Annotated in this window: 13 protein-coding genes; 8 read left to right on the forward strand and 5 right to left on the reverse strand. The window is 67.1% G+C overall.

Annotated features, from left to right (window positions below):
* Nucleotides 1-5 precede the first annotated feature (5 nt).
* Both Poly30_RS11635 and Poly30_RS11640 read right to left on the reverse strand, forming a co-directional pair.
* Nucleotides 6-599, reverse strand: coding sequence for an NUDIX hydrolase (locus Poly30_RS11635; RefSeq protein ID WP_145197409.1), 594 nt, complete (start codon nt 597-599; stop codon nt 6-8).
* On the reverse strand, nt 596-3,499 hold the full coding sequence (locus tag Poly30_RS11640) for a pyruvate dehydrogenase (protein WP_419191274.1): 2,904 nt from the start codon (nt 3,497-3,499) through the stop codon (nt 596-598). Before Poly30_RS11640 ends, Poly30_RS11635 begins: the two co-directional genes overlap by 4 nt.
* A 139-nt stretch (nt 3,500-3,638) precedes the next feature.
* On the opposite strand from Poly30_RS11640, the gene Poly30_RS11645 reads away from it, so the two are divergent.
* From Poly30_RS11645 to Poly30_RS11660, 4 genes are all read left to right on the forward strand, one after another.
* Entirely contained in the window at nt 3,639-6,788 is a 3,150-nt protein-coding gene (locus tag Poly30_RS11645; protein ID WP_145197413.1) for a sigma-70 family RNA polymerase sigma factor, read from the forward strand.
* Between the two features lie 566 nt (nt 6,789-7,354).
* Nucleotides 7,355-7,630 carry a transposase gene (locus Poly30_RS11650; RefSeq protein ID WP_419191275.1) on the forward strand — a complete coding sequence of 92 codons (276 nt, stop codon included), beginning with the start codon at nt 7,355-7,357 and terminating at the stop codon, nt 7,628-7,630.
* Nucleotides 7,631-7,662: 32 nt separating this feature from the next.
* Nucleotides 7,663-7,959: a hypothetical protein gene (locus tag Poly30_RS11655; RefSeq protein WP_145197417.1), complete on the forward strand. Its 297-nt coding sequence runs from the start codon at nt 7,663-7,665 to the stop codon at nt 7,957-7,959.
* A 368-nt stretch (nt 7,960-8,327) separates the two neighbouring features.
* Nucleotides 8,328-9,899 carry a HEAT repeat domain-containing protein gene (locus Poly30_RS11660; RefSeq protein ID WP_145197419.1) on the forward strand — a complete coding sequence of 524 codons (1,572 nt, stop codon included), beginning with the start codon at nt 8,328-8,330 and terminating at the stop codon, nt 9,897-9,899.
* A gap of 21 nt (nt 9,900-9,920) precedes the next feature.
* Here Poly30_RS11660 and Poly30_RS11665 read toward each other — a convergent pair whose 3' ends face one another.
* Complete coding sequence (locus tag Poly30_RS11665; protein ID WP_419191276.1) at nt 9,921-10,577, reverse strand: metallophosphatase domain-containing protein; 657 nt, start codon at nt 10,575-10,577, stop codon at nt 9,921-9,923.
* 49 nt (nt 10,578-10,626) lie between these two features.
* Here Poly30_RS11665 and Poly30_RS11670 point away from each other — a divergent pair, with 49 nt between their 5' ends.
* Both Poly30_RS11670 and Poly30_RS11675 read left to right on the forward strand, forming a co-directional pair.
* Nucleotides 10,627-10,809 (forward strand): pirin family protein, encoded by a 183-nt coding sequence (locus Poly30_RS11670; protein WP_145197423.1) that lies wholly within the window; start codon nt 10,627-10,629, stop codon nt 10,807-10,809.
* Nucleotides 10,810-11,036: 227 nt separating this feature from the next.
* Entirely contained in the window at nt 11,037-14,441 is a 3,405-nt protein-coding gene (locus Poly30_RS11675) for an ATP-binding protein (protein ID WP_145197437.1), read from the forward strand.
* A 292-nt stretch (nt 14,442-14,733) separates the two neighbouring features.
* Here Poly30_RS11675 and Poly30_RS11680 read toward each other — a convergent pair whose 3' ends face one another.
* Both Poly30_RS11680 and Poly30_RS11685 read right to left on the reverse strand, forming a co-directional pair.
* Complete coding sequence (locus Poly30_RS11680; RefSeq protein ID WP_145197439.1) at nt 14,734-15,873, reverse strand: glycosyltransferase; 1,140 nt, start codon at nt 15,871-15,873, stop codon at nt 14,734-14,736.
* A gap of 5 nt (nt 15,874-15,878) precedes the next feature.
* On the reverse strand, nt 15,879-18,152 hold the full coding sequence (locus tag Poly30_RS11685) for a Gfo/Idh/MocA family oxidoreductase (RefSeq protein WP_145197441.1): 2,274 nt from the start codon (nt 18,150-18,152) through the stop codon (nt 15,879-15,881).
* A gap of 309 nt (nt 18,153-18,461) precedes the next feature.
* Here Poly30_RS11685 and guaB point away from each other — a divergent pair, with 309 nt between their 5' ends.
* Together guaB and guaA are read left to right on the forward strand one after the other, a co-directional pair.
* Complete coding sequence (gene guaB / locus Poly30_RS11690; protein ID WP_145197443.1) at nt 18,462-19,919, forward strand: IMP dehydrogenase; 1,458 nt, start codon at nt 18,462-18,464, stop codon at nt 19,917-19,919.
* 38 nt (nt 19,920-19,957) lie between these two features.
* Nucleotides 19,958-21,517 carry a glutamine-hydrolyzing GMP synthase gene (guaA, locus tag Poly30_RS11695; RefSeq protein ID WP_145206114.1) on the forward strand — a complete coding sequence of 520 codons (1,560 nt, stop codon included), beginning with the start codon at nt 19,958-19,960 and terminating at the stop codon, nt 21,515-21,517.
* Nucleotides 21,518-21,628: the final 111 nt, after the last annotated feature.

Here is a 21,628-nt window from a genome sequence, read left to right on the forward strand (position 1 = left end):
GGACGCTACATGCGCTGAAGCTCAGGCAGCAAGAGCCGCCCGTACATCAGCGCCAGCGCAGTGAACCCATCCTGGAGCCTGCCTGCCTTCAGGAGTGCTTCGGCCTCGAGGGACGAGAAGGTCTGGACCACCATGCGCTCGCCCGGATCGAGGGACTGATCCGCGACCTTCTCACAGTCGAGCGCGCCGTAGAGGAAGCTCCAGTGCGCGCTGATGCCGTTGGTCGGGTGAAAGCCAGGCAAGGGCACCAGCCGCCCTGGGCGGTAGCCGGTTTCCTCCAGGAGTTCGCGCGCGGCTCCGGCCTCGGGGGACTCACCCGGCTCGATCCGCCCTGCGGGCACTTCCCAGTGGGTCTTGCCGTGGGGGTGTCGGTACTGGCCGATGAAGACGATCTCGCCTTGCGTGGTGATCGGCAGCACGCAGACGGCGTCCGGGATCTCGATCACATGGTGCTCTTGGAGCTCGCCGTTCTCGAGGCGCAGCATGTCCCTTCGCAGGCCGACCCAGTCCGAGTCGTACACCCGCGTCGAGGAAGCGACGGGCAGCGGTAAGAACGCGGCCGGGTTCTCGGGAACCCGGCCGCTCTTCGAATCGCTCATCCTTTCGGCGCGTCGGGCCAGAGTTCGCGCCAGTGGCCGATGCCGCCCTGGGGAGCCGCTCCGGCCACGCGGTTCAGCGTCGAGGCGGAGACCTTGATGTCCTCCATCGCGGTCTCCGAGAGCACCTTGCCACAGGCCTCGACGATCGAGGCCGCATCGAGATGCTGGTACTCGAAGATCTCGGACGGACGGCCACACTTGCTGAACTTGCGGACCGCCAGCGTTTCCTGGCGCACGCCGACGATCGATCCGATGTTGTCGAGAAGGCCCGCTTCGCCGTCGCAAACGGCCACGATCGGGACGCGGCGACCCGCGAGTCCAGCGAGGCCGGACGCATCGGCTTCACCCGAGGGCACGAGGTGCATGTTGCCGTCGATCCCGAGACCTGTGCGCAGGTGCTCGTAGCCGCTCTGGTGCCCGAGGATCCCGAACAGGAGTTCGGGCGAGCTGACGTGGATCACGTTCGCGTAGACGCCGCGCTCCAAGAGCTGCTTCGAGGCCGCGATGGCACCGTCCGCGAGGCTGCCCATCGCGAAGATGTGGACCACGTTGTCGCCGGGCTCGTAGCCGGCGTATCCGCGGTAGTCGACGAGGTAGTAGCCGCCCGCGAGCACGTCGTCGCGAACGCCCTTCAGGATCTCTTCGTCCGGGACGGTGGCGACCTTCGACTCATCGGTCGCGCCCTCCCAGTCCGCGCCCTTCGGCGCGAGCAGTCCGGCGTCGTGGCCCTTGTAGCGCGCCTGCGTCTTGAGCTGGGCGATCATCGTCTTCTGCTGGACGCCGCGCGTCACCGCGCGGATGAGAACGCCTCGGCGTCCCTCGTTGTCGTCCATCATCGAGCGCTTGATCGCGTCCGACAGGATCCAGTCCACCTCGATGGCGTAGAGCGGCTCCCAGGTGATGAGGTTCGGGATCTGGATGTCGCTCTTCCACGAGTGCTGCGCGCCCTCGGCGGACAGCGTGACGCCTGAAGGCGTGCCCATCACGACGAACTCGGCGCCCCAGTACAGGCTGTAGTAGAGCTGGTCCAGCGCCCGCTTGATGAAGAAGTCGTACACCGTCATGATCGGGAAGAACGGCAGGCCCGCGTAGTGGGCCATCTTCCCGAAGGAACCCACGGCGGTCATGGCGTTGGCTTCCGCGATCTCGAAGCGGATGTGGCGCGTCCAGGCGTCCTGGGTGGCGATCAGCTCCGGGTGCTTGTACTGCACGTCGAGCTTCTCGTGAAGCTGGCCGTCGGCGCGATCGGGGCCGTAGATCCGCTCGTTCAGGACGGACGAGATGTTGGTCGATGTGCCGACGTCCGGGGACATCGTCATGACGAACTCGGCCGCGGTCGCCCAGCGCTTCTCATGCTCCGTCAGGTCCGGGCCCTGGCCGTCGGTCTTGCGGCGGCCGCCCTCTTTGCCCTTCTGACGCTGATCCGTGATGCTCGATCCGAGGCGCACGAGCTTCGCCGCGATCTGGCCCCACATCCACTGGGTGTGGGCGAGGGGGAAGAGCGAAAGGTCGATGTCCAGCGAATCCGGGATGCCGCCCGCGGCGTCGATCGCTTCGCGGACCTTGGCCTTGTTGCGCTTTTGAAGATCCGCGTGCTCGTCCATCGACTGGCGGAAGAGATCGCGACGCTCGGCGAGGTACTTCGCCTCCTCGGTGTCTTCTGCGAAGTGCGCGAAGGGGTCGTCGAAGGAGAGTCCCGCGCTTTCCACGAGCCCCTTCACTTCCTCGCCCTTCGGCAGGGTCGAGTGGTTCGCCGGGTCGGCGAGGCACTCGAGTCCCCAGCCCTTCAGCGTGTGGGCGATGATCATGTAAGGCTCGCCCGACTCCTCGCGCGACTTCGCGAGCGCGTCGCGAATCGTGTCGTAGCAGTGGCCGCCGAGGTCGAGCAGCATGCGCAGGATCGTGTCGTCGTCGCTCGCCTTGAGGAGCGGCTTCGCGCCCGGATGCTTCTCGGCGATCATCGTGCGGATCGCTTCGGCGTCACGCTTGAGCGCGAGCATCTGGAACTCGTAGTCCGTGAGGCCGCTCTCCAGCACTTCCTTCAGCGCGTCGCCGCCCTTCTTCTTGAAGAGGGCCGTGCGGATCTTGCCGTGGCGGACCTGGATGACGCGCCAGCCGTTGGCGATGGCGGTCTTCTCGATCCGCTCGGCGTCGGTGCCCTCGAGACCGCGCTCGTTCGGAATCCGCGTGCCGTCGAGGTTCTGGCGGTTGTAGTCGATGATCCAGGTGACGTTGCCGAGCATGCGCTCGGCGAGGTCGGGCATCGCCTCGAGGAGCGAGCCTTCCCGGAACTCGGAGTCGCCGATCAGCGACCAGAAGTGGGCGCCTTCCGGCACGTCCCAGCCGTGGTCCTTGGCGTAGCGGTAGGCCAGCGCCAGGTACCCCGAGACGACGGGCGGAATCCCGACCGTGCCCGAGGGCAGGAAGTGGAAGTGGTCGGCGTCGGTCCGGGCGTGGTAGCTCTGGAAGACATGGGGGTTCTTCTCCGTGGGGAATCGTCGCAGGCCCTCCATGGCCTTCTTGGACTCTTCCTCGGTGAAGTACGCCTGGCCGCGGGCCTTCGGGTCGTCCTCGAACCAGTCCACGTGCTCGTCGTGGCGGAAGAGCCCGAGCAGGTTGTGGAGGGCGTGGTCGACCGGGGAGGCGTGCGGCTTGCAGCACACGAAGTCCTGGGGCTGGCGCACCTCGAGGTGCAGCGCGCTCAGGATGTGCATGGCGCTGGCGCAGGAGGCCGGGTGCCCCCCGACCTTGGGATCGCCCTGTTCCTTGTCCTTTCGGTTGTTGGCGAGGTGGATCATCGCCATCGCCTGGACGAAGGCGCGGTAGGTGATCTTCTCTTGGACCGAGGAGGAGGCTTCGGTCGGGGTCGCTGCTGTGATCATCGTGTGGGCTTCAGGCACCGAGGGGGCATGGAGGCCCATATCCTAGGCCCGCCCATGCCCACCTGCTACCGCGGGGCGGGGGTTCGGTGGAGCCCGGGCACAGGATTGCCAAGATTGGCCGTAACGATCGCGCTCGCTGCGTGCACAGGGCCTACCCATGAACTCACACCTCGGACCTGACTCCCGTGCCTTCGAGGCCTTTCGCCGCACCGGAGACCCGGTCGCGCTCGCCGCCGTGTTCGATGCGGTGGCCCCTGATCTCCTTCGCGTGGCGCGGCGGCTGGCGTCGGACGGCGCCGCCGCGGAGGACCTCGTCCAGGACACCTTCCTCGCGGCGATGGAGAGCCGTGAGAGCTGGGACGACGAGCGGCCGGTGGGGGCCTGGATGCTCGGGATTCTCGCCAACCGCGCACGCCGAGGGTTCCGGGATCGCGGTCGTACGAGGTCGCTGACGGAGGATCCGGAGTTCGCGCTGCGCAGCTCAGAACCGCGGCATACTCCGCTGGAAGCACTGGCGGCGGGGGAGGTGGACGGGCTGATTCGATCCGCCCTGGGGGCATTGCCCGCCGTGGAGCGGCAGGCCGTCGCGGCTCGACTCTTCGAGGGAGTGGCGCCGAGGGAGCTGGCGGAGCAGCTGGGGATTCGGGCCGGGGCGGCGCGGGTCAGGCTCCACCGAGGCATGGCGCGGCTCCGCGCGGCGCTGCCGGCGGGATTTGCGCTCGGCGCCAGCTGGACGCAGCTTCGCGGTCGCGTGCTGGAAGCAGCCAGCGGTGTGTCGCCTTCTGGAAAGACAGGAGCGGCGACGGTGGCCGCTTCGGCGGGCGTTGCGTCGATCGGAGCCCCGCGACTGGTCGCGGCCGGGTTGATTCTCCTGGGCACCATAAGCCTCGGAGTCTGGGCACTCGTCAGGACGCCCGAACCGACGGCGCCGCAGGTCACGGACGTCCTGATCGCGGCGGCGGAAGAGGCAAGCGTCCCGGTAGCAGCCGCGGCGCCACGGCCAGACGCACGTCGATCGGCGGCCCCTGTCACCGAGGTGGCGCCGGATCCGCAGGAGGTTCTGGCCCCGGATAGCGTCGCGGCCGAGGAGCCCGCGCCCCTCACCGGCGGCTTCCTCGCGGGCCGCGTGCTCGATCCGGAGGGTGGACCGCTCGCGGGCGCGGAAGTGCTGGGCTGGAATGGCTCGAGGGCGAGCGGTGATCCCGCGGCCCTGGCGACCTCAGGTGCGGACGGAAGCTATCGCGTCGGTCCGCTCGGTCCCGGGTTCGTCGTACTCGCGGAGCACCCGGACAGGGTGCAGTCGTTTGGCTTCCTTGGCACGCTGGCGGAGGGTCAGGAGGCGGGTGGTCTTGACATCACGATGGAAGCGGCGGGTCGGCTCGAAGGCACGGTCGTGGACGGTGACGATCAGCCGCAAGCGGGGGTCCGGGTCTACAGCCAGCCATCCTACGGGAGCGGCGGAGCCCGGTACCTGACCCAGCACGAGGGGATCCTCAAGCTCTACGGCTATCGGGCTGAAGCGGTGAGCGGTCCAGGCGGCTTCTTCTCGATCCGCGGAAGGGGCGGTGCCGCGTGGAAGTCGTCCCGCATCCACATCGAGCACGCGCCGTTCCTCCGGTTCTACGACGACCTGCAGCTGAACGAGAACCCTCACGTCTTGCGGCTGGATCGTGGGCTGGGCCTGCACGGTACGGTGCTCGACGCGGCCGGCCAGCCTGCCGTCGGTGCCCGCGTCGCCCTCGGCCCCGACGAGACCAACGCACTCACCGGCCAAGAGATCGAGGTCACCGATGAGCAAGGGCACTTCCGGATCCACGGAAGTCGACCCATCGAGGAGAGCCCCTTCGAGGCGCCTTATCTGCTGGTCACGCACCGGGGCTCCGCGGTGCAGGTCTTGCAGCCGGTTGAGCCGACTCGTACGCCTGAACTGACGCCGGTCACCATTCGTCTCCAGCCCGAGGCGCCGCTCTTCGGGAACCTGTTCGGAGCCGACGGGACGCCCATGGAGGGTGTGAAAATTCAGGTGTGGGGGACGCGTGAGTTCAACCCCGGCTGCACGGACGGCATGCGTCCCACGTGGGAGCGCATGGCGGAGCTGCACGAGGTCCTGACCGGTGTGGACGGTGGCTTCGAATTCCAGGGCCTCTATGCGGGCGCCTACGAGCTCAGGGTCATCGACCCGGAGAACCCGAGCCGTCATCAGTCCGAGGATGTGCAGACCGGAGACACTCCGCTGGCGCTTCGCTTCGATGCGCTGAAGATGGAGAAGGTCGTCGTCACCGGCACCGTCGTGAACGCGCGGACCGGTGAGCCGCTGAAGTCGTTCACTGTCTGTCCCATGGTGGAGAGCCACGGGCGATGGCGTGAGGTCGAGGACGAAGAGGGACGCTTCCGAATCTCGGGTCTGGAGCCAGGGAGCCTTGCGATGACCGCCTGGGCGCCGGGGTACGCTCGCACGGAGCTCCCGGCGGAGATCCTGGGGATCGGAGTGAGAGACTTCGAGCTGCGTCTTCATCCGGCCGTGACCCTGGCCTGCCGCGTGGTCGATCAGGACGGCAAGCCCTGGACGAACGGGCAGGTGGCGGTCTTCGACCTGGACGGGAATCGCGTGATGGTCGACGTCGGGGGCGGGACGCGCAGCGACTCGATTCAGATGGACCGTAGCGGCGTCACTCGACTCTTCGGCCTGCCCGCTCGTTCGCTTCGATTCACGGTCCGAGCCGACTACGAAGAGGCGGAGTTCATCCTGGACCTCGCGCTCTTCGAGGAGCCGGAAGCGGGCCTGGTCCATGAGTTCGTGCTGCCGCGGACGCCCGCGAAACCGAAGGGAAAGCTCGACCTGATGGTGCTCGTCACGGATGGAATCACGCTGCGGCAGCTCGACGAAGCGATGGAGCAGTTTCGGCAGGAAGCGATCGACGAAGAGGGGTCCGATCCCGGCGCTCTTTATCCCGGCGAGAGTGAGGAAATATCGTTCCCCGAGCGGGCCGTCACGATCGTGCTGGAGGAGGTGAACGGAGAAGAGCGCGTCGAGGTGGCGATGGACCGGCTGGAGGACGGAGAGTTCCGCGTCGGCGTGGAGCAGGTCCACTCCACGGCCACCCTCTACCGCACGGGCCAGGGATCGAGCTGGAGCGAGACCTCACCGCTTCCCACCGTCTCCCTGTACTTGAACGCCGGGGCCTGGACTCTTCGGCTGGAATCCGAAGGGCGGGATCCAGTGCTCCAGACCCTGGAGGTCCGAGCGGAGGAGCCGAGGGCGGATGGCGGAGTCTCGAAGCTCCACTTGATCGGCTGGAACGAATGAACCTACGTGCGGCGCGGCTGGGAATCCGTTCGGACTCGAACCGTGACCCGTGAACGGTGGGTGCCTCGCCTGACGGAGTCGGTCTTTGGAGGACTCTGTGGGGCGGATGCGCCGCTTTCATGTGACTGCCAAGGGCTTGGGGCTTGGGGGGGGCAGTCTGCTGGGCTGCTACCAATACAACCAAGGAAGCGGGAGGAGCGGGAGCTTGGCAGGCGCGGCGGCCTTGGGAGGGATGGGGAGTTGTCAGGGTGCGGGCTCGGCCCTGGCCCACGCGTTGTGACGGGGAGGCAAGAGTGGGAGGTTCGGGGGCGCGGAGTGCGAGTCGGCCGGTGGGAAAGGTCTGCCGAGTATACTGTTTCAGAGCGGATGGAGAATTGGGCTAGAGTGCCGATTTTGGGCTTTAAAGTGTAGTTTGGAGGGCATTTGGCGGTTGATGGATTGGATCGTTTTGGCTATGACCTTGCATGGCGAAAACGCGCATGGGGAGAGCGGTTGTTTTGCAGGCCGTGTTTGGTTTTGCGGTGCCGAAGACGCGTCGTGGGCCGAAGAGGAGTAAGGATTCGCGGGTGGCCCATGGGAGTCGGGAAGAGATGAAGGGCGGTGTGGCCCATGTCACCATCAAGCTGAAGAGGGGGTTTCGGTCCCTTCGGAAGAAAGAAGAGATGGCGGTGCTGAGGGGGGCGATTGCGCGCGTGAATCAGGGCGAGCTGGTTCGGATCGTGGAGTTTTCGGTGATGAGCAACCACGTGCACCTGATCGTGGAGGCGGAGAACTCCGGTGACCTTTCGAAGGGGATGGCGAGTTTGAATACCGGGTTGGGACTGAACCGGCTCTGGGACTGAACCGGCTTTGGGGGCGGGTGAGGCAAGGGAGCGTGTTTGCAGAGCGCTTCCATCTGGAGGTGATCACGTCGCCGACGCAGATGCGGAACGTTTTGAAGTACGTGCTCAGGAACGATGTGCACCACGGGCTCGGGTTGGGGATTCTGGATCCTTGTTCGAGCGCGATGTCGTTTGGCGGCTTTGCGGAACGGCAGGGGGCGTCCAAGGTCGATTGCGTGAGCGTGGAGGCGCAGACATGGCTCCTGCGAACGGGCTGGACAAAGGGTGGCGCCAAGGGGCTGCTCACGATCCACGACCTCCCGCGTGTCACCGGGGTTCTTCAGGCGTAGCTCGCGGCTCTGTGGCGACCCGTTGCGGAACGGTTTCGCGACTTCCACTCTTCGCCTCCGCGACTCTACTTCTTGCCTTTGTCTCTCAAGGCGGAGGCCAGGCCCGGGCTCGCGTACTCCCAATCCTCCATCCCTCACAGGGGCGCCGCGCCCCCTCGACCCTCCCGCCTCCTCCGCTTCCTTGGTTGCATTGGCAGGAGTTCGGGAGACCAGTGGACTCCGCCTCCAGGCCCAGCGCCCTGCGTCTTCATCATGGCTGGAGCGTTTTCGACCCCCAGATTCTGCTGCAGAGCCGATACTCGAGGCTATTCCCACGGCGCACACTCTTTCGAAGGCTCTTCCCGGTCTTCCCAGCCCAGAGGTTTTCCATGCGACTCTTCCCTCGCCGGTCGATCCCCGTCCGTCGTCTCGCTCACCTGATGCTGGCCTGCTGGCTGCTCACAGGCTCTTCGCTCGCGCGAACTTTCCAGGACGCAGGCGAGGTGGCGGCCGCCGTGGCCCAGCTTCGCTCCGTCCTCGCCGACGGTACGAGCGAACAGCGTCGCTCGGCCATCGAGTACCTCGCGGCCTACGGTGGATCCGAGGCGCTCGACCTCGTGGCCGATGCGCTGGGGGATCCCGACCCCTATGTCGCGGACGAGGCCCAGCTCCAGGTGACCGAGTTCGGCGCTGACGGCGCGCTCAAGCTGCTGCTGGGTCGCCGCGGGATCGGCTCGAGGGACCGCAGGGTTCGGCTGCGCGCCGCCGAAGCGATCGGTCGGATCTACGAGCCCGTGGACGCCGAGACCGTGCTCTCCCGGGTACGAGACAAGGACGTCGAACTCGCCATGACGCTGCTCTGGTCCCTCGAACGCCTCATCGAGCGAGACTCGATCACCGGGAAGAAGGAGCGCACGATCAAGTCGGTCCGTATGCGCACCGGCCGAGGCGACAACGACAGGATCCGTGCCCGCGCGATGCAGGTCCTGAGCTTGCTCGATCCCTACGACGGCGCGATCTCCGCGGACAATCTGCGCGTGGACTGCGGGCTCGAGACGGCCGCGTGCCTCATGGACACGTTCCAGCGGCTTCAGCCCGTCGGCTATCTCGGAGCGCTCCATCGAGGGTTGGAGCACGAGAACCCAGCCGTTCGCCTGCGCGCCATCGACGTCTTGCTCCGCAAGCTGGCGATTCGTCCGACCCTCGATGCGTTCGTGCATCGACTGGAGAACGAGCCGCGGGCCGCGATTCGGCGGCGGCTGGTCGAGGGCCTCCAGCTTTTCACGGGCGAGCCGCTAGAAGATGCACCGGCGGAGTGGAGGGCATACGTTTCCGCGCTGCCGTCTGCCTGGTCCAGCGGGGATGCCCCGCGTCTCCCCATCCCGCCCCAAAAAGTGGCCGGCGGCATGGACGTGCTGACCACGCTGGAGCCAGAGAGTGATCGCCTGGCCATTCTTCTCGACGTTTCGCAGAGTCTCTGGGCAGGGACGAGCAGCGAGCTGAATCTGCTGGACCTCATCACGCCGGAGATCGAGCGGCTTCTCGGCCGCGTCGATCAGAGCGGAACCTTCTACCTCCTGCCCTTCGGCGACCGGCCGCATCCGTGGAGCGAGTGTCCGGTCGAGGCCTCCGCGGCCAACGTCGAGGCGGCGCTCGCGTATCTTCGCACGGGCCTCGCGGCCCGCACTTCCAAGTCCGAGGGCTGCAACCTCCACGCGGCGATCGAAGCGGCGCTCGCCCATCAGGACATCGACCGGATCGTCGTGATCACGGGCTCATCGTTCTACGTCGGAGAACACGCGAACGTGCCTCTGATGGTGAAGCTGTTCGAGGAGCGGACGCGCTTTCGCCCCGCGATCTTCGACTTCGTGCTCCTGGGCGTGACCGAGCCAGGGCCAGCGAGCTGGGCCCAGCTCACCTCGGCGCGCGGCGGGACGCTCTTCGATGTGATCCTGAAGTGAACGGGCGGAGCCGCGAAGGCGTCAGACGATCGTCGCCGTGCGAAACGCCTCGCACCAGTCGACGACGACGGGTTCCTGGGTCGGTTCGTAGCGAAGCGTCGCGATCGATGCGTTGATGGAAAGCCGCCCGTCCAGGGCGACGTCCACGCCGTACGCCTCGTGGATGTGACCGAAGACGTGGAGTCGGACATCGAGTTCGCGGAGACGTTCCGTGAGAGCCTCGCAGCCCACGGGCTCGTTCGTCCGCGCCACCCGGTCGAGCATGCCGAACGGCGGGCCATGGGTGATGAGCACGTCGGTGGCCGGCGGAATCTTCGCCCAGACGCGCCGCAGCGGCTCGCCGCGCGCGAGGTTGAACGCCCAGTCGTGGAACCACGGCTGCCACGGAGAACCCCAGAAGTGAACGCCGTCGATCTCCACGCCTTCGTCCTGCAGGTAGGTGGCGCCCGCCGATTCGATCAGGGCGCGCCCGCGCTCCGAGTCGGACTCGAACAGGAAGTCGTGATTGCCTGCGATCACCAGCTTGTGGCGGTGATTCAGATCGGCCAGCCACTCGGCGACGCGCGTCACCTCGCGGCTCGTGCCACGTCCCGTCAGGTCGCCCGCGTGAATCAGCAGGTCGCCTTCGGGGACGACGATTTCATCGTGCATCCCATGGGTGTCGCTGAGGCAAACCATCCGCATCTCAATATCGTAGCCGCCTCGTACGCTCACCCAAAGGCCAACCATGAACCACGAACTGATCGAAGACCGGGCCCGGTCCATTGGCTCCCTGCCCGTCCTTCGCATTCTTCCGTTCCGCCATCGCCGCGCCGTCGGCCCCTTCGTCTTCCTCGACGAGATGGGACCGGTGGATTTAGGGCCAGGAGAACGGATCGACGTCCCACCGCACCCGCACATCGGCCTCTAAACGCCGACCTACATGATCGAGAACCGACGTAGGGGGGGGCAGGTCAGCGCGCCGCCCTGGATCGCCTTACGGAGGCCATCCAGTCGTCCGGGCAGAATGACCTCGTCGTTGGGAGATCGCTTCAGGCGCGACTCGATCTTCCATGGGGGACGAAGACCTCGCCCCTGGCGATTCCTCTGACGCAGTGGTTCTGGTATCCGCGGGGAGCGATTTCGTAGAGTGCTCGCGTGATCTCTTCGATACTCCTGCTCTTGATCCCTGGATCTTTCGGCACCGCCAGCCTTTTTCCGATGGGGCTGACGCAGGCCTCGGATCCCGTGCTGGCCGTGCGCCGAGCCGATCCGGCGGACTGCGTCGTCACCACCTATGGGCTGGAGCACGGGCTCCCCACGCTGAGCCTCGAGGCGGTCGGGGAGGGGCCGGATGGACGGCTCTGGCTCAGCACGGCCTCCGGCATCTTCACCTTCGATGGTCGCTGGTTTCGACCCCTCACGTCCATCGAGCCGGCGTCCGGCGTCAATGGGTTGGATTCCATTCCACCCTACACGGTCACGCTGCTAAGGGACCGACGCGGTGCCATGTGGGGTGGGGCGGCGACGGGCCGCCTCTGGTGCATCGACGAAGGGCAGCTCCACGAGATCACCACGGACGGGGCGCACGCAAGGACGCGTCTCCTGGTCGAGGGATCGGACGGCACCGTTTGGGCCGGTGGAGCCGGTCTCGTGCGGATCCATGGAGCGTCCGTCGAGGTTCTGCTCGACGCTCGAGAATTTCCCGGCATCAGCGTCACCTCGCTGCTGGAAACTCCTTCGCCGAGCGGTGCGTCGGGCGTACAGGACTTCGAGGTCGCGACCAACGACGGCCTCTTTCACTGGAGCCAGACGAGTGGACTCCAGAGAGTTGACTCCATCCCTAGCATCGCGCTCTTCCGCGACGGAGCCGGCCGCCGCTGGCGCTTCAGCGCGGAGGGTATCTCCGTCAGCGGGGTGGACGGCGTGGTGCCCTTCGAGGGAGAGTCCTCACACCTGCTGTCCACGGTGGTGATCGATCAGGATCGAACCCTGATCGCGTTCGACGCAGGGGCGTACGTCCTGGACTTCCACGGCGGAGAGCCGCGCCTGGAGCCCTATGGTGAACCCTACACGATCTCTGACCTGATGCCCGGGCCTGGCGATTCCGTGTGGGTCACGACCCGCAACTACGGCCTCCGGCTACTCAGGGTGCGATACTTCCATCCCATCGACGCCCCGGCTCCAGGACGTTCCATGTTCGTCGTCAAGCCCGGCGGCCCCGACGAGGTGCTTCTCGGTTCATGGACCGTCCCACGCCTATGGCGCTGGCGCTCCGGGTTCCCGCTGGAAGCATCCGGCGTGGAGGAGGTATGCGACTGGAGTGGTCTCGATACTCCATCGGTCCCGAGGGCCGGCGCGTTCGATGTACTCAGTGGCGATGGCCGCTCCGGGTTCATTCAAACGAGAGCCGGTCTGTTGTCTTTCGAAGGGCACTCGTCGGAGATTGTCCTGGGTCAGGACTGGGGCCGGCCGGGTCGGCTGGTCCAGGTCTCGTCCGGCGCCGTCTGGGCGAGTCATGGTGAGAAACTGGTGGAACTGGTGAGTGGTCAACGCACAGGCCGTGCCTTTGTCCTCGGTCCAGCCCTTCTTTCGGCGCTGATCGCGGACGGCAACCGCATCATCGGGTTCGAGAACGGATGCGTCTTCACCTTCGACACCGAGTCCATGACCCGTACCATCGATCTGGTGCTCGACGAAGGCCTGCTAGGCAGCCTCTATCTGCAGCCTGACGGCTCGCTCTGGGCCTTGACGGACGGCAAGGGGCTCTATCGTCGAACGACCGCAGGCATTTGGCATCACTGGACGACCGAGCAGGGGCTCCCCACGAATTCCCTCGGCTGGGCCAGCGTGGTGTCAGGTCCCACCGAATCGACGCACCTCTGGATCAATTCGAACGCGGGCGTCTTTGCGGTGAGCCTTGTATCGCTAGAAGCCACGGCTGCCGGGCGCGAGGAGTTCCTCGATTGCGCCATTCTCGGATCGCCGGAGTCTCTGGCAGGCGACGGCGTGGCCTGCTCGAATGGCACGTTCGTCGTTCCCACCTTCGAAGGACCCATCGTTGTCGATACGCGCGGGCCGCTTCCGAGGCAGACGCCTCCGGCGCTGAGCCTGGGCGATGTGCTCGTGGACGGCCTCCCGCTCGACCCGACGAACGAGCTGCGCGGGACGGCAGATGTGGTCTTCGAGTACCGCGCGGCTCAGTTTCCCTTCCAGTACGCATCCGAGGTCCAGTACCGCCTCGACGGGCACGATCGCAGCTGGTTGATGGGGAACGACGATCGCCGCGTGCGTTACACGAGTCTCGCGCCGGGGCGCTATCAGCTTCAGCTACGGTCGCGCGCGCCCGGCACAAGATTCGGACCTGTCCTCATGGGGCCGGTGCTGCAAATCCACCCGCTTTGGTACAACAGGACCTCGGTGCGACTCGGAATCGCAGCGGGGCTCGCTGCGCTCACCGTGGGCGCATTTCGAGTTCGTACGAGGTTCCTCCGCAAGCGCGCGATGGTCCTGGAGGAACTTCTGGAACGGGTCAGTCTCAGCGAGGATCGCTACCGCCGTCTGTTCCAGACGACACCCACTTCGATCGTGATGTGGAGCGAGGAGGGGCTGCTCCTCGAGTTGAACGAAGCCGCCAGTCGACTCTTCGGGTTCGAACAGCGCGAGTGGGTGAAGCTGTCCGAGCTGGCAGCGGGGGAACCGGAGAAGCAGACCCTGCGGGACGCCGTACGTCACGCTCTCGCAGGCGAGGAGTCCGAGGGCCTTCAGCTCGCGACGCTGGTGGCCGGAGGCGAGGTTCATTCCTGCTGCTGGTACCTCGTGCCTCTCGCGCGGGAGGGAGGCGAGGTCTGGGGGCTCATGACGCTCGTCGTCGACCACGAGGACGAGGTGCAGGCGGCGGAGGCCGTGCGCCAGCTCCGACGGCAGCTGGCACGCGCGGAGGAAGCCGAGCGTGCCAAGCTGGCGCGCGAACTCCACGACGACTTCTCCCAGCGACTCGCGGCCGTGTCGCTGGGTCTGCGCATCGCAGGGAGCGAGATCGACGAGCGGGTCGAACCGAGCCAGCGCCGGGCGTTCGAGGAGTGTATCGAGAACATCGAGGGACTCAGCCGCGACGTGCACAGTCTCTCGCGACAGCTTCACCCCGCGGTGCTCGACGATCTGGGCCTCTTCGCAGCGCTCCGTTCCGAATGCGTCAGGCGCTCCCAGCTGAGCGATGCCGAGATCGACTTCGAGGCAGACGGGAACTCGCACCACCTCTCCAGTGAAGCGAGTCTCGCTCTCTTTCGTGTTGCCCAGGAAGCGATGCAGAACGCCGTGAAGCACGCCAGTGCATCGCGAATCCTGGTCAAGGTTTCTGTTGTTCCCGATGGGCTCCAGCTCGTGGTCGATGACAACGGGCTGGGGTTCGAGCCACTCACCGCACAGCGCGTGGGTCTTGGTCTCTCCAGCATGCGCGAGCGGATGCATCTCGTGGAGGGGACGCTCGTCGTCGAATCGAAACCGGGACAGGGGACGACCGTGCGAGCGCATGCGCCGTTTTCACTTGCCGTGGGGCAGTGAAGTTCTGCCTTCGGAAAGGGGCTCTCCAGGCGTAGCTCGCGCCTGCGCGAAGAACCATTGGGCTTGCGGCTCCACGACTCCCACTCTTCGCCGCCGTGACTCACGTCCTTGCCTCCGTTTCTCGAGGCGGAGGCCAGGCCCAAGCTCGCGCGCCGTTAGCCCTCCATCCCGCCCAAGGGCGCCGCGCCCTCTCGAGCCTCCTCCGCTTCTCTGATTGCCTTGGTAGGAGCCAAGGAGAAAAGCGGATTCCACTCGAGGCCCAGCGTTCCCCGTTCTCGGCATGGCCGTAGGGTCAGCCGCCGAGCACCGACGAGAAGATGGTCTGGTAGGCCGCGATCATCGCTCCGTGGGAGTACTCCGCGCGGACCCGTTCGAGACCGAGGCGCGCCAGCTCGTCGCGCTTCTCCTTCGACGCGGCCAGCCTGGAGAACGCTGCGCCCAGCGTCGCCTCGACGTTCACGCCCAGGGGGACGACGTGGACTCGCGCCTCGGGCGGTAGCGTTCGCGAGATGTCACCGACGTCGGTGGTCGCCGCGGGGACGCCCGCCGCCATCGCTTCGAGGAGCGACACGGGCTGCTGCTCCGAATCGCTGGAGAGCGAGAAGACGTCGAACGCCGAGTAGGCAGGGACGAGGTCCGAGGTGTGGCCGGTGAACGTGACCTGGATCCGGCTGGTGACCTCCTGGGCGATGGCCTCCAGCTTCGCGCGCTCGGGGCCGTCGCCGACGATCACGAGGTGGGGCTTCATCCCGTCCGGAAAGGTCGCGCCCGCGGCCGCTCGGATCAGGCGGCCGAAGTTCTTGACCGGGCGCAGGTGCCCGACCGTTCCGATCACGAAGGCGTCCGCGGAGATGCCATGGCGCTCCCGGAACGCAGCGCCCTTCGCGGGATCGTTCGCGAACAGCTCCGCATCCACGCCGTTCGGGATCAGATGCACGCGCGGCAGCCGCCACGTCTTCTTCGCGATGCCTTCCAGCTTCGCGCTCGGGACGATGATCTCCGACGAGCGCAGGCTCAGCCGCCGCGTCCAGTTGCGGCGGCCCTTGAGTCCATCCGTCTCGTCCGCGTTGAAGCCGTCTTCGTGGTGGACGTGGGCGCCGAACCGCATCGACTTCGCCGCGAGCACCGCGTCCATCGCGCCCCAGTTGTAGGTGGCGAGGGCGTCCGGCTTCACCTCGGCGATCAGCTCACGGAAGTAGCGCGCCGCCGCCATCGGCCCCGAGCCGGGCGTGAAAGGCCGGTACGCCACCTCGACGCCCCGGTTGACCTGGATGAGCTGGGACGCTTCGGTCCGGTTGTCACACGCGACGATCGTATGCCGATAGCTCGCGCCCCACCCGTGCATCAGCGTGACGGTTCGCACCTGCGGCCCCGCGGGACAGAAGGTCGAGAAGACGTGCAGGAGATGCGGCGGGCGTGGCGCTTCGGTCACGGTGGTCAGGCGTCCTTCTTGCCGTAGATACGGATGGCCTTGTCGAGGAACTCTTCCTTGTCCTCGACGGGCTTCCAGCCCAGCTTCTCGCGGGCGAGATTGCTGGAGAAGGGGCTTATGAGCGCGCGTGACTTGAGGTCGCGGTACGAGGGCAGCGCAACCTTGCGACGACCGACGGTCTTGACGACCCACTTGCCGATCTCCATCACCTGGCTGGTGAGGAGGCCGCGCGGGTGGAACTCCATCTTGCGACCGGTTGCCTCGGTCAGGACCTTGACGGCCTCGTGGCCCGAGATGCCCGGGTTGGCGCAGAGGTTGATGGCTTGGCCGTCGACGCCTTCGCCTTCGGCGAGGGTCGCGGCGACCAGCGCGTCGGCCACGTCATCGGCGAGCACGAGCGGAAGCTCGTTGTCCCCCGGACCCCAGCCCACGCAGTGGTTGTCGCGCACCCAGAGGCCCAGCCCGGAGTGCTGCATCGGCGTGCCCTCGCCGAGGACGACGCCCGGACGCGCGACGACGAGCTTGAGCCCGGTGCGATCGGCCACGGCCTTCAGCGCCTTCTCGGCGGCCGCCTTGCCCTTGGAGTAGAGCGGGCGCTTCTCGGGCTCGGGGTCGGTGTCCCAGGAGTCCTGGATCTTGCCGCCAGCGGCCGCCGCCGGGCCGTCCGGACCGGTGTAGAGCGCCGCGATCGAGGAGACGTACACGAGCCGCTCGACGCCGGCCTCGGAGCACTGCTCGGCCACGCGGGCGGAGCCGTCGACCATGATCTTCTGGACCTCGGCCCAGTCGTTGCCGTTGCCGGTGGCGAGGTGGATGCAGCGACGCGCGCCCTTGAGCGCCCGCGCCATTCCTTCCTCGTCGCCGAGCGACGCCCGGACCATGCGGAGCTTGCCCGACAGCGCCGCGTCGACGATGGACGGCGGCAGGCTGTGGTTCCGGCGCGTGATGCAGGTCACGTGCTCGCCCTTCGCCAGCAGTCTCGTCACCACGCGGCGGCCGATGAAGCCCGTTCCACCGAGCACGACGATCTCGTTCTCGCGCGCCTCGCCAGGATCGGGGAATTCCGGCACCGGCGGGGGCGTCGCGGAGGTGTCGCCTGCGACGGCCTCGGCCCACTCGGTGACCCGCAGCGCGGCCCAGGAGTCATTGGGCAGCGGCTTGCCCTCGCGCAGCGCCCGGTGAAAGGCCTGGATCGAGTCGCGCATGCCCACGTAGAACGCGTCCTTGCGCTTGCCGAGGCCCAGGGTGAAGAGGCTCCAGCCCGTCAGCACCTTGCGGGCATCCTTCCTGAGCTCTTTCGCGCGCTTGGCGCCTGCGAGGTAGCTGTTCCAGAAGTCGAGATAGAGGGTCTTCTGCTCGCCGCTCAGCTGATCGTGGAAGAGATCGGCCTCGAGGGAGCCGTCCGAGCCAAGGACCTGGATCGTCGAGCGCGTGAACGGCTCGCCGAAGGCCATGTACATCTCCGCGGTGCCCTTTTCGGCGACCATCGACGTGGACCAGCGCTTGTGGAAGGTCTGGCCCGGGTGCAGCTCGGTCGTCGCGAGCTGGGTGGTCGTGGCGCTCTTGATCGGCCCGAGCAGGTGCTCCAGCTGGCTCAGCGGGTGGACGGCCTGCTCGAAGACGATGTTGCGCGGCGCGCGGAACATCCAGTGGGAGTAATCGCCTGCGTCGAGCTGGCGAAGCGGCACCGAGAGCGTCACTTGGACGTGCTCCACGCGGCCGATCTCGCCATTCTGGATCCGCTCCACCATCCGCTGGAACGACGGATGGAAGACATTGTTGTGGTTGACGCCGAGGGCGAGGCCCAGGGAATCGGCCAGCTCGGCCAGCTCCCGCGCGTCCTTCGAGTCCAGGGCGATGGGCTTCTCCACGAAGACGCCGACGCCGGACTCCAGGAGGGCCCGGGTCAGCTTGACGTGCAGGTCCGGCGGGACCGCCAGGTGGGCGATCTCGACGCCGAGCCCCTTGAGTTCCTTGAGGTCCGAGACGGCGTGGGGGGCGCCGTAGCGCTTCGCAGCGGCCTGAGCGCGCTCCTGGCTCACGTCACAGACGGCCACCAGCTCGACGTTCGGAGTCTCCTTGAGGACGTCGAGGTGGAAGTCGGCGATGTAGCCGGCGCCGACGACGGCGACCTTGGTCTTGCCCTGGGGGCGGGCCATGGGCTTTTTGGTGGAAGGAGAAGTCATCGAGGCTCCCTCGGAGCGTTCTTCGTCGAGCAAATGCGCGGAGGCCGCCTCGCCGAGCCTGGGCTCAGCGGGCGTTTTCGTGGTCTGTCCCATACATAAGCTATCGGCCAGGCTGGCGCCGAAGCCGAGTCGTCCCTTTGGTTCGCCGGAATTTCATGTTGTTTCATGGGGCGATCCGGGCCGATCCGGGGCGAGGCGGCAAATCTTTCCCGCCAAGGCGTCGGATGGGGCCGGCGGAGGATGGATTACCGCCGCGTCGCTGGTTATTCTCTTCCGTCAAATCTGCTTCCAGCTGGGGAGTCGGACTTGGCGAGTCGATGCCAGGTCGATGGCCCGCTGGGGACTCTCTCTCCTCATCCCCGCGCGGATCCCCCGCGCGCACCCGACCCCAGGTGCTGATCCATGGCCGACCTCATCGAAGGACTGACGTTTGACGACGTCCTCCTCGTGCCGAATCACTCCGACATCATGCCTGGCGATGTCGAGCTCCAGACGCGGTTCTCGGCCAACGTACCGCTGAACGTCCCGATCAGCTCCTCGGCGATGGACACGGTGACGGAGTGGCGGCTCGCCGTGGCCCTGGCCCGGGAGGGCGGGATCGGCGTGATCCACCGGAATCTTTCCATCGAGGGCCAGCGCGAGGAGGCTCTCAAGGTCAAGCGCTCCGCCAACGGAGTGATCGAAGACCCGGTCACCCTGACGCCCGACGCCACGGTGGGGGACGCGCGCCAGATCATGCGCCTCCAGAACATCAGCGGCCTGCCGATCCTCGAGAAGGGGACGCAGCGGGTGGTCGGGATCCTGACGCGGCGCGATACGAGCTTCCACCAGGACGACTCGACGCCGATCAAGGAGGTCATGACGGCGAAGGGGCTCGTCACCGCGCCGGTCGGGACCTCCCTCGACCAGGCCGGACTGCTCCTCCACCAGCACAAGGTCGAGAAGCTCCTGATCGTCGACGGGGAAGGGAACCTCGCCGGTCTGATCACGCGCAAGGACCTCGACATGCTCGCGGCCTTCCCGCGCTCGGCCTGCGACCACCGGGGCCGCCTCCGGGTCGGCGCAGCGATCGGCGTGCATGACATGGAGCGCGCCGAGGCCCTCGTCGACGTCGACGTGGACGTCCTCGTCGTGGATACGGCCCATGGACACACCTCGAACGTGATGCGCTCGGTCGCCGAACTCAAGAAGAGGCTCCAGGTCGACATCGTCGCCGGCAACGTCGCCACCGCCGAGGCGGGACGCGCACTCGTGGAGGCGGGCGTCGACGGCGTCAAGGTCGGTATCGGGCCGGGCTCGATCTGCACCACGCGCATCGTCGCGGGCATCGGGGTTCCGCAGTTCACGGCGGTCCAGTCGGTCGCGGACGAACTCAAGGGAAGCGGCATTCCGGTCATCGCCGACGGCGGGATTCGCTACTCAGGGGACATCGTCAAGGCGCTCGCGGCTGGGGCCTCCAGCGTGATGCTCGGCAGCCTGTTTGCGGGCCTCGACGAGAGCCCCGGCGAGACCTTCGTCGCGGAAGGCCGTTCCTTCAAGGCGGTGCGCGGCATGGGCAGCATCGGCGCCATGCAGAAGGGCTCCAAGGAGCGCTATCGCCAGGGCGACGTGGACGACGTCATGAAGCTCGTGCCGGAAGGCATCGAAGGCCGCGTCCCGTACAAGGGCCAGCTGAGCCCGTTCGTGTACCAGCTCTGTGGCGGCGTTCGCGCCGGCATGGGCTACTGCGGCGCCAGGACCATTCCCGACCTCTGGGAGCGCGCGCGCTTCGTCCGGATCACCGCCGCGGGCGTGCGCGAGAGCCATCCCCACGACGTCACCATCACCAAAGAATCGAGCAACTACGCGCACCGCGGATGAGCACACCCCAGTCCGAAGCCGCGGCGATCCCCGCGCACATGCAGCTCGGCGAGCGGCCCCAGGGCCTGCTCATCGTCGACCTCGGCACCCAGTACGCCCAGCTCATCGCGCGCCGCCTGCGCGAGGCGGGGACCTGGTGCGAGATCCATCCGCCCGCGCGCGCCATGGAAGCGGCGGCGGCGATGAACCTGGCGGGCATCGTGCTCTCGGGCGGCCCGGCCAGCGTCTACGCAGAGGGCGCGCCCGAAGTGCCCGCGGGACTCCTGGAACTCGGAGTTCCTGTCCTCGGCATCTGCTACGGCATGCAGTGGATGAGCCGCACGCTCGGCGGCGAGGTCGAGGGGTCCGGCAAGCGCGAGTTCGGCCACACCGAGATCCAGCGCGGCGAGGACAGTAGCGCGCTCTTCGCCGGGATCGAGGGCAGCACGATCGTCTGGATGAGCCACGGCGACAAGGTCGTGAAGCTGCCGCCGGGCTTCCACACCGTCGCGTCCTCCGCCACGTGCGAGCACGCGGCGATCGGCGACGACGAGCGGCGCTTCTACGGCGTCCAGTTCCACCCCGAGGTCAGCCACTCGGTGCGCGGAAAGGAAATCCTCGCGAACTTCGTGCTCGACGTCTGCAAGCTACCGGGCGACTGGAAGGCAGAGAACATCGCCGAGCGCGAGATCGAGAAGATCAAGAAGCTCGTCGGCGAGACCGGCGAGGTCATCCTCGGGCTCTCCGGCGGCGTCGACAGCGCGGTCGCGGCCGTCCTCGTGCACCGCGCGATCGGCGACCGTCTGCACTGCATCTTCGTGGACAACGGGCTCCTCCGCAAAGGAGAGCGCGAACTCGTCGAGCACGCCTTTCGGGATCACGTGGGGCTCGACCTCACGACGGTCGACGCGAGGAAGCGGTTCGTGGACGGCCTCGCGGGCGTCACGGACCCCGAGCGCAAGCGCAAGATCATCGGCAACGAGTTCGTCGAGGTCTTCCGCGTCGAGGCGAAGCGCTTCCAGGACGCGCGCTTCCTCGGACAGGGCACGCTGTACCCCGACGTCATCGAGTCGGTCGCCGTCCATGGCGGCAACACCGCCGTCATCAAGAGCCACCACAACGTCGGCGGATTGCCCGATGACCTCGACATGGAGCTCGTCGAGCCCCTGCGCGAACTCTTCAAGGACGAGGTGCGCGAGGTCGGTCGCTACCTCGGGCTGGACGAGCGCATCCTGATGCGCCAGCCGTTCCCCGGGCCCGGCCTCGCGGTGCGCATCGCGGGGGAGATCACCCAGGAGCGTCTGGACCTCCTGGCGGAGGCCGACGCCATCTGCACGGCCGAGATCGAGGCGGCTGGCGCCCACAAGACGCTCTGGCAGTACTTCGCCGTGCTCCTGCCCGTGAAGTCCGTGGGCGTGATGGGCGATGCCCGGACCTACGAGAACGCGTGTGCCCTGCGCATCGTCGAATCGGTGGACGGCATGACCGCCGACTGGGGCTACCTCGACCACCAGCTCCTTCGCCGGATCAGCAACCGAATCATCAACGAGGTGAAGGGGATCAACCGCGTCGTGCTCGACATCAGCAGCAAGCCGCCCGCCACGATCGAGTGGGAGTAGCCGTTCGATCGCCAGGCACCTGGACCGCGGGCGATCGCTAGTCGCTTTGAGCCCGCAGGGAGTAGACTGCAGGACCCGCGCCGTGTCTCGGCGCGGGTCCTCTTTCTTCGG

Origin of the sequence: Saltatorellus ferox (genome assembly GCA_007751475.1) — a bacterium.
Lineage (GTDB): Bacteria > Planctomycetota > UBA1135 > UBA1135.

Bases quoted from the DNA above. Each gene is read 5' to 3' on its own strand.
- Poly30_RS11645 (WP_145197413.1), top strand. From the start codon at position 3,639: ATGAACTCACACCTCGGACCTGACTCCCGTGCCTTCGAGGCCTTTCGC.
- Poly30_RS11670 (WP_145197423.1), top strand. From the start codon at position 10,627: ATGAACCACGAACTGATCGAAGACCGGGCCCGGTCCATTGGCTCCCTG.
- guaB (WP_145197443.1), top strand. From the start codon at position 18,462: ATGGCCGACCTCATCGAAGGACTGACGTTTGACGACGTCCTCCTCGTG.
- Poly30_RS11635 (WP_145197409.1), bottom strand. From the start codon at position 599: ATGAGCGATTCGAAGAGCGGCCGGGTTCCCGAGAACCCGGCCGCGTTC.
- Poly30_RS11685 (WP_145197441.1), bottom strand. From the start codon at position 18,152: ATGGGACAGACCACGAAAACGCCCGCTGAGCCCAGGCTCGGCGAGGCG.
- Poly30_RS11660 (WP_145197419.1), top strand. From the start codon at position 8,328: ATGCGACTCTTCCCTCGCCGGTCGATCCCCGTCCGTCGTCTCGCTCAC.
- Poly30_RS11665 (WP_419191276.1), bottom strand. From the start codon at position 10,577: ATGGTTTGCCTCAGCGACACCCATGGGATGCACGATGAAATCGTCGTC.
- guaA (WP_145206114.1), top strand. From the start codon at position 19,958: ATGCAGCTCGGCGAGCGGCCCCAGGGCCTGCTCATCGTCGACCTCGGC.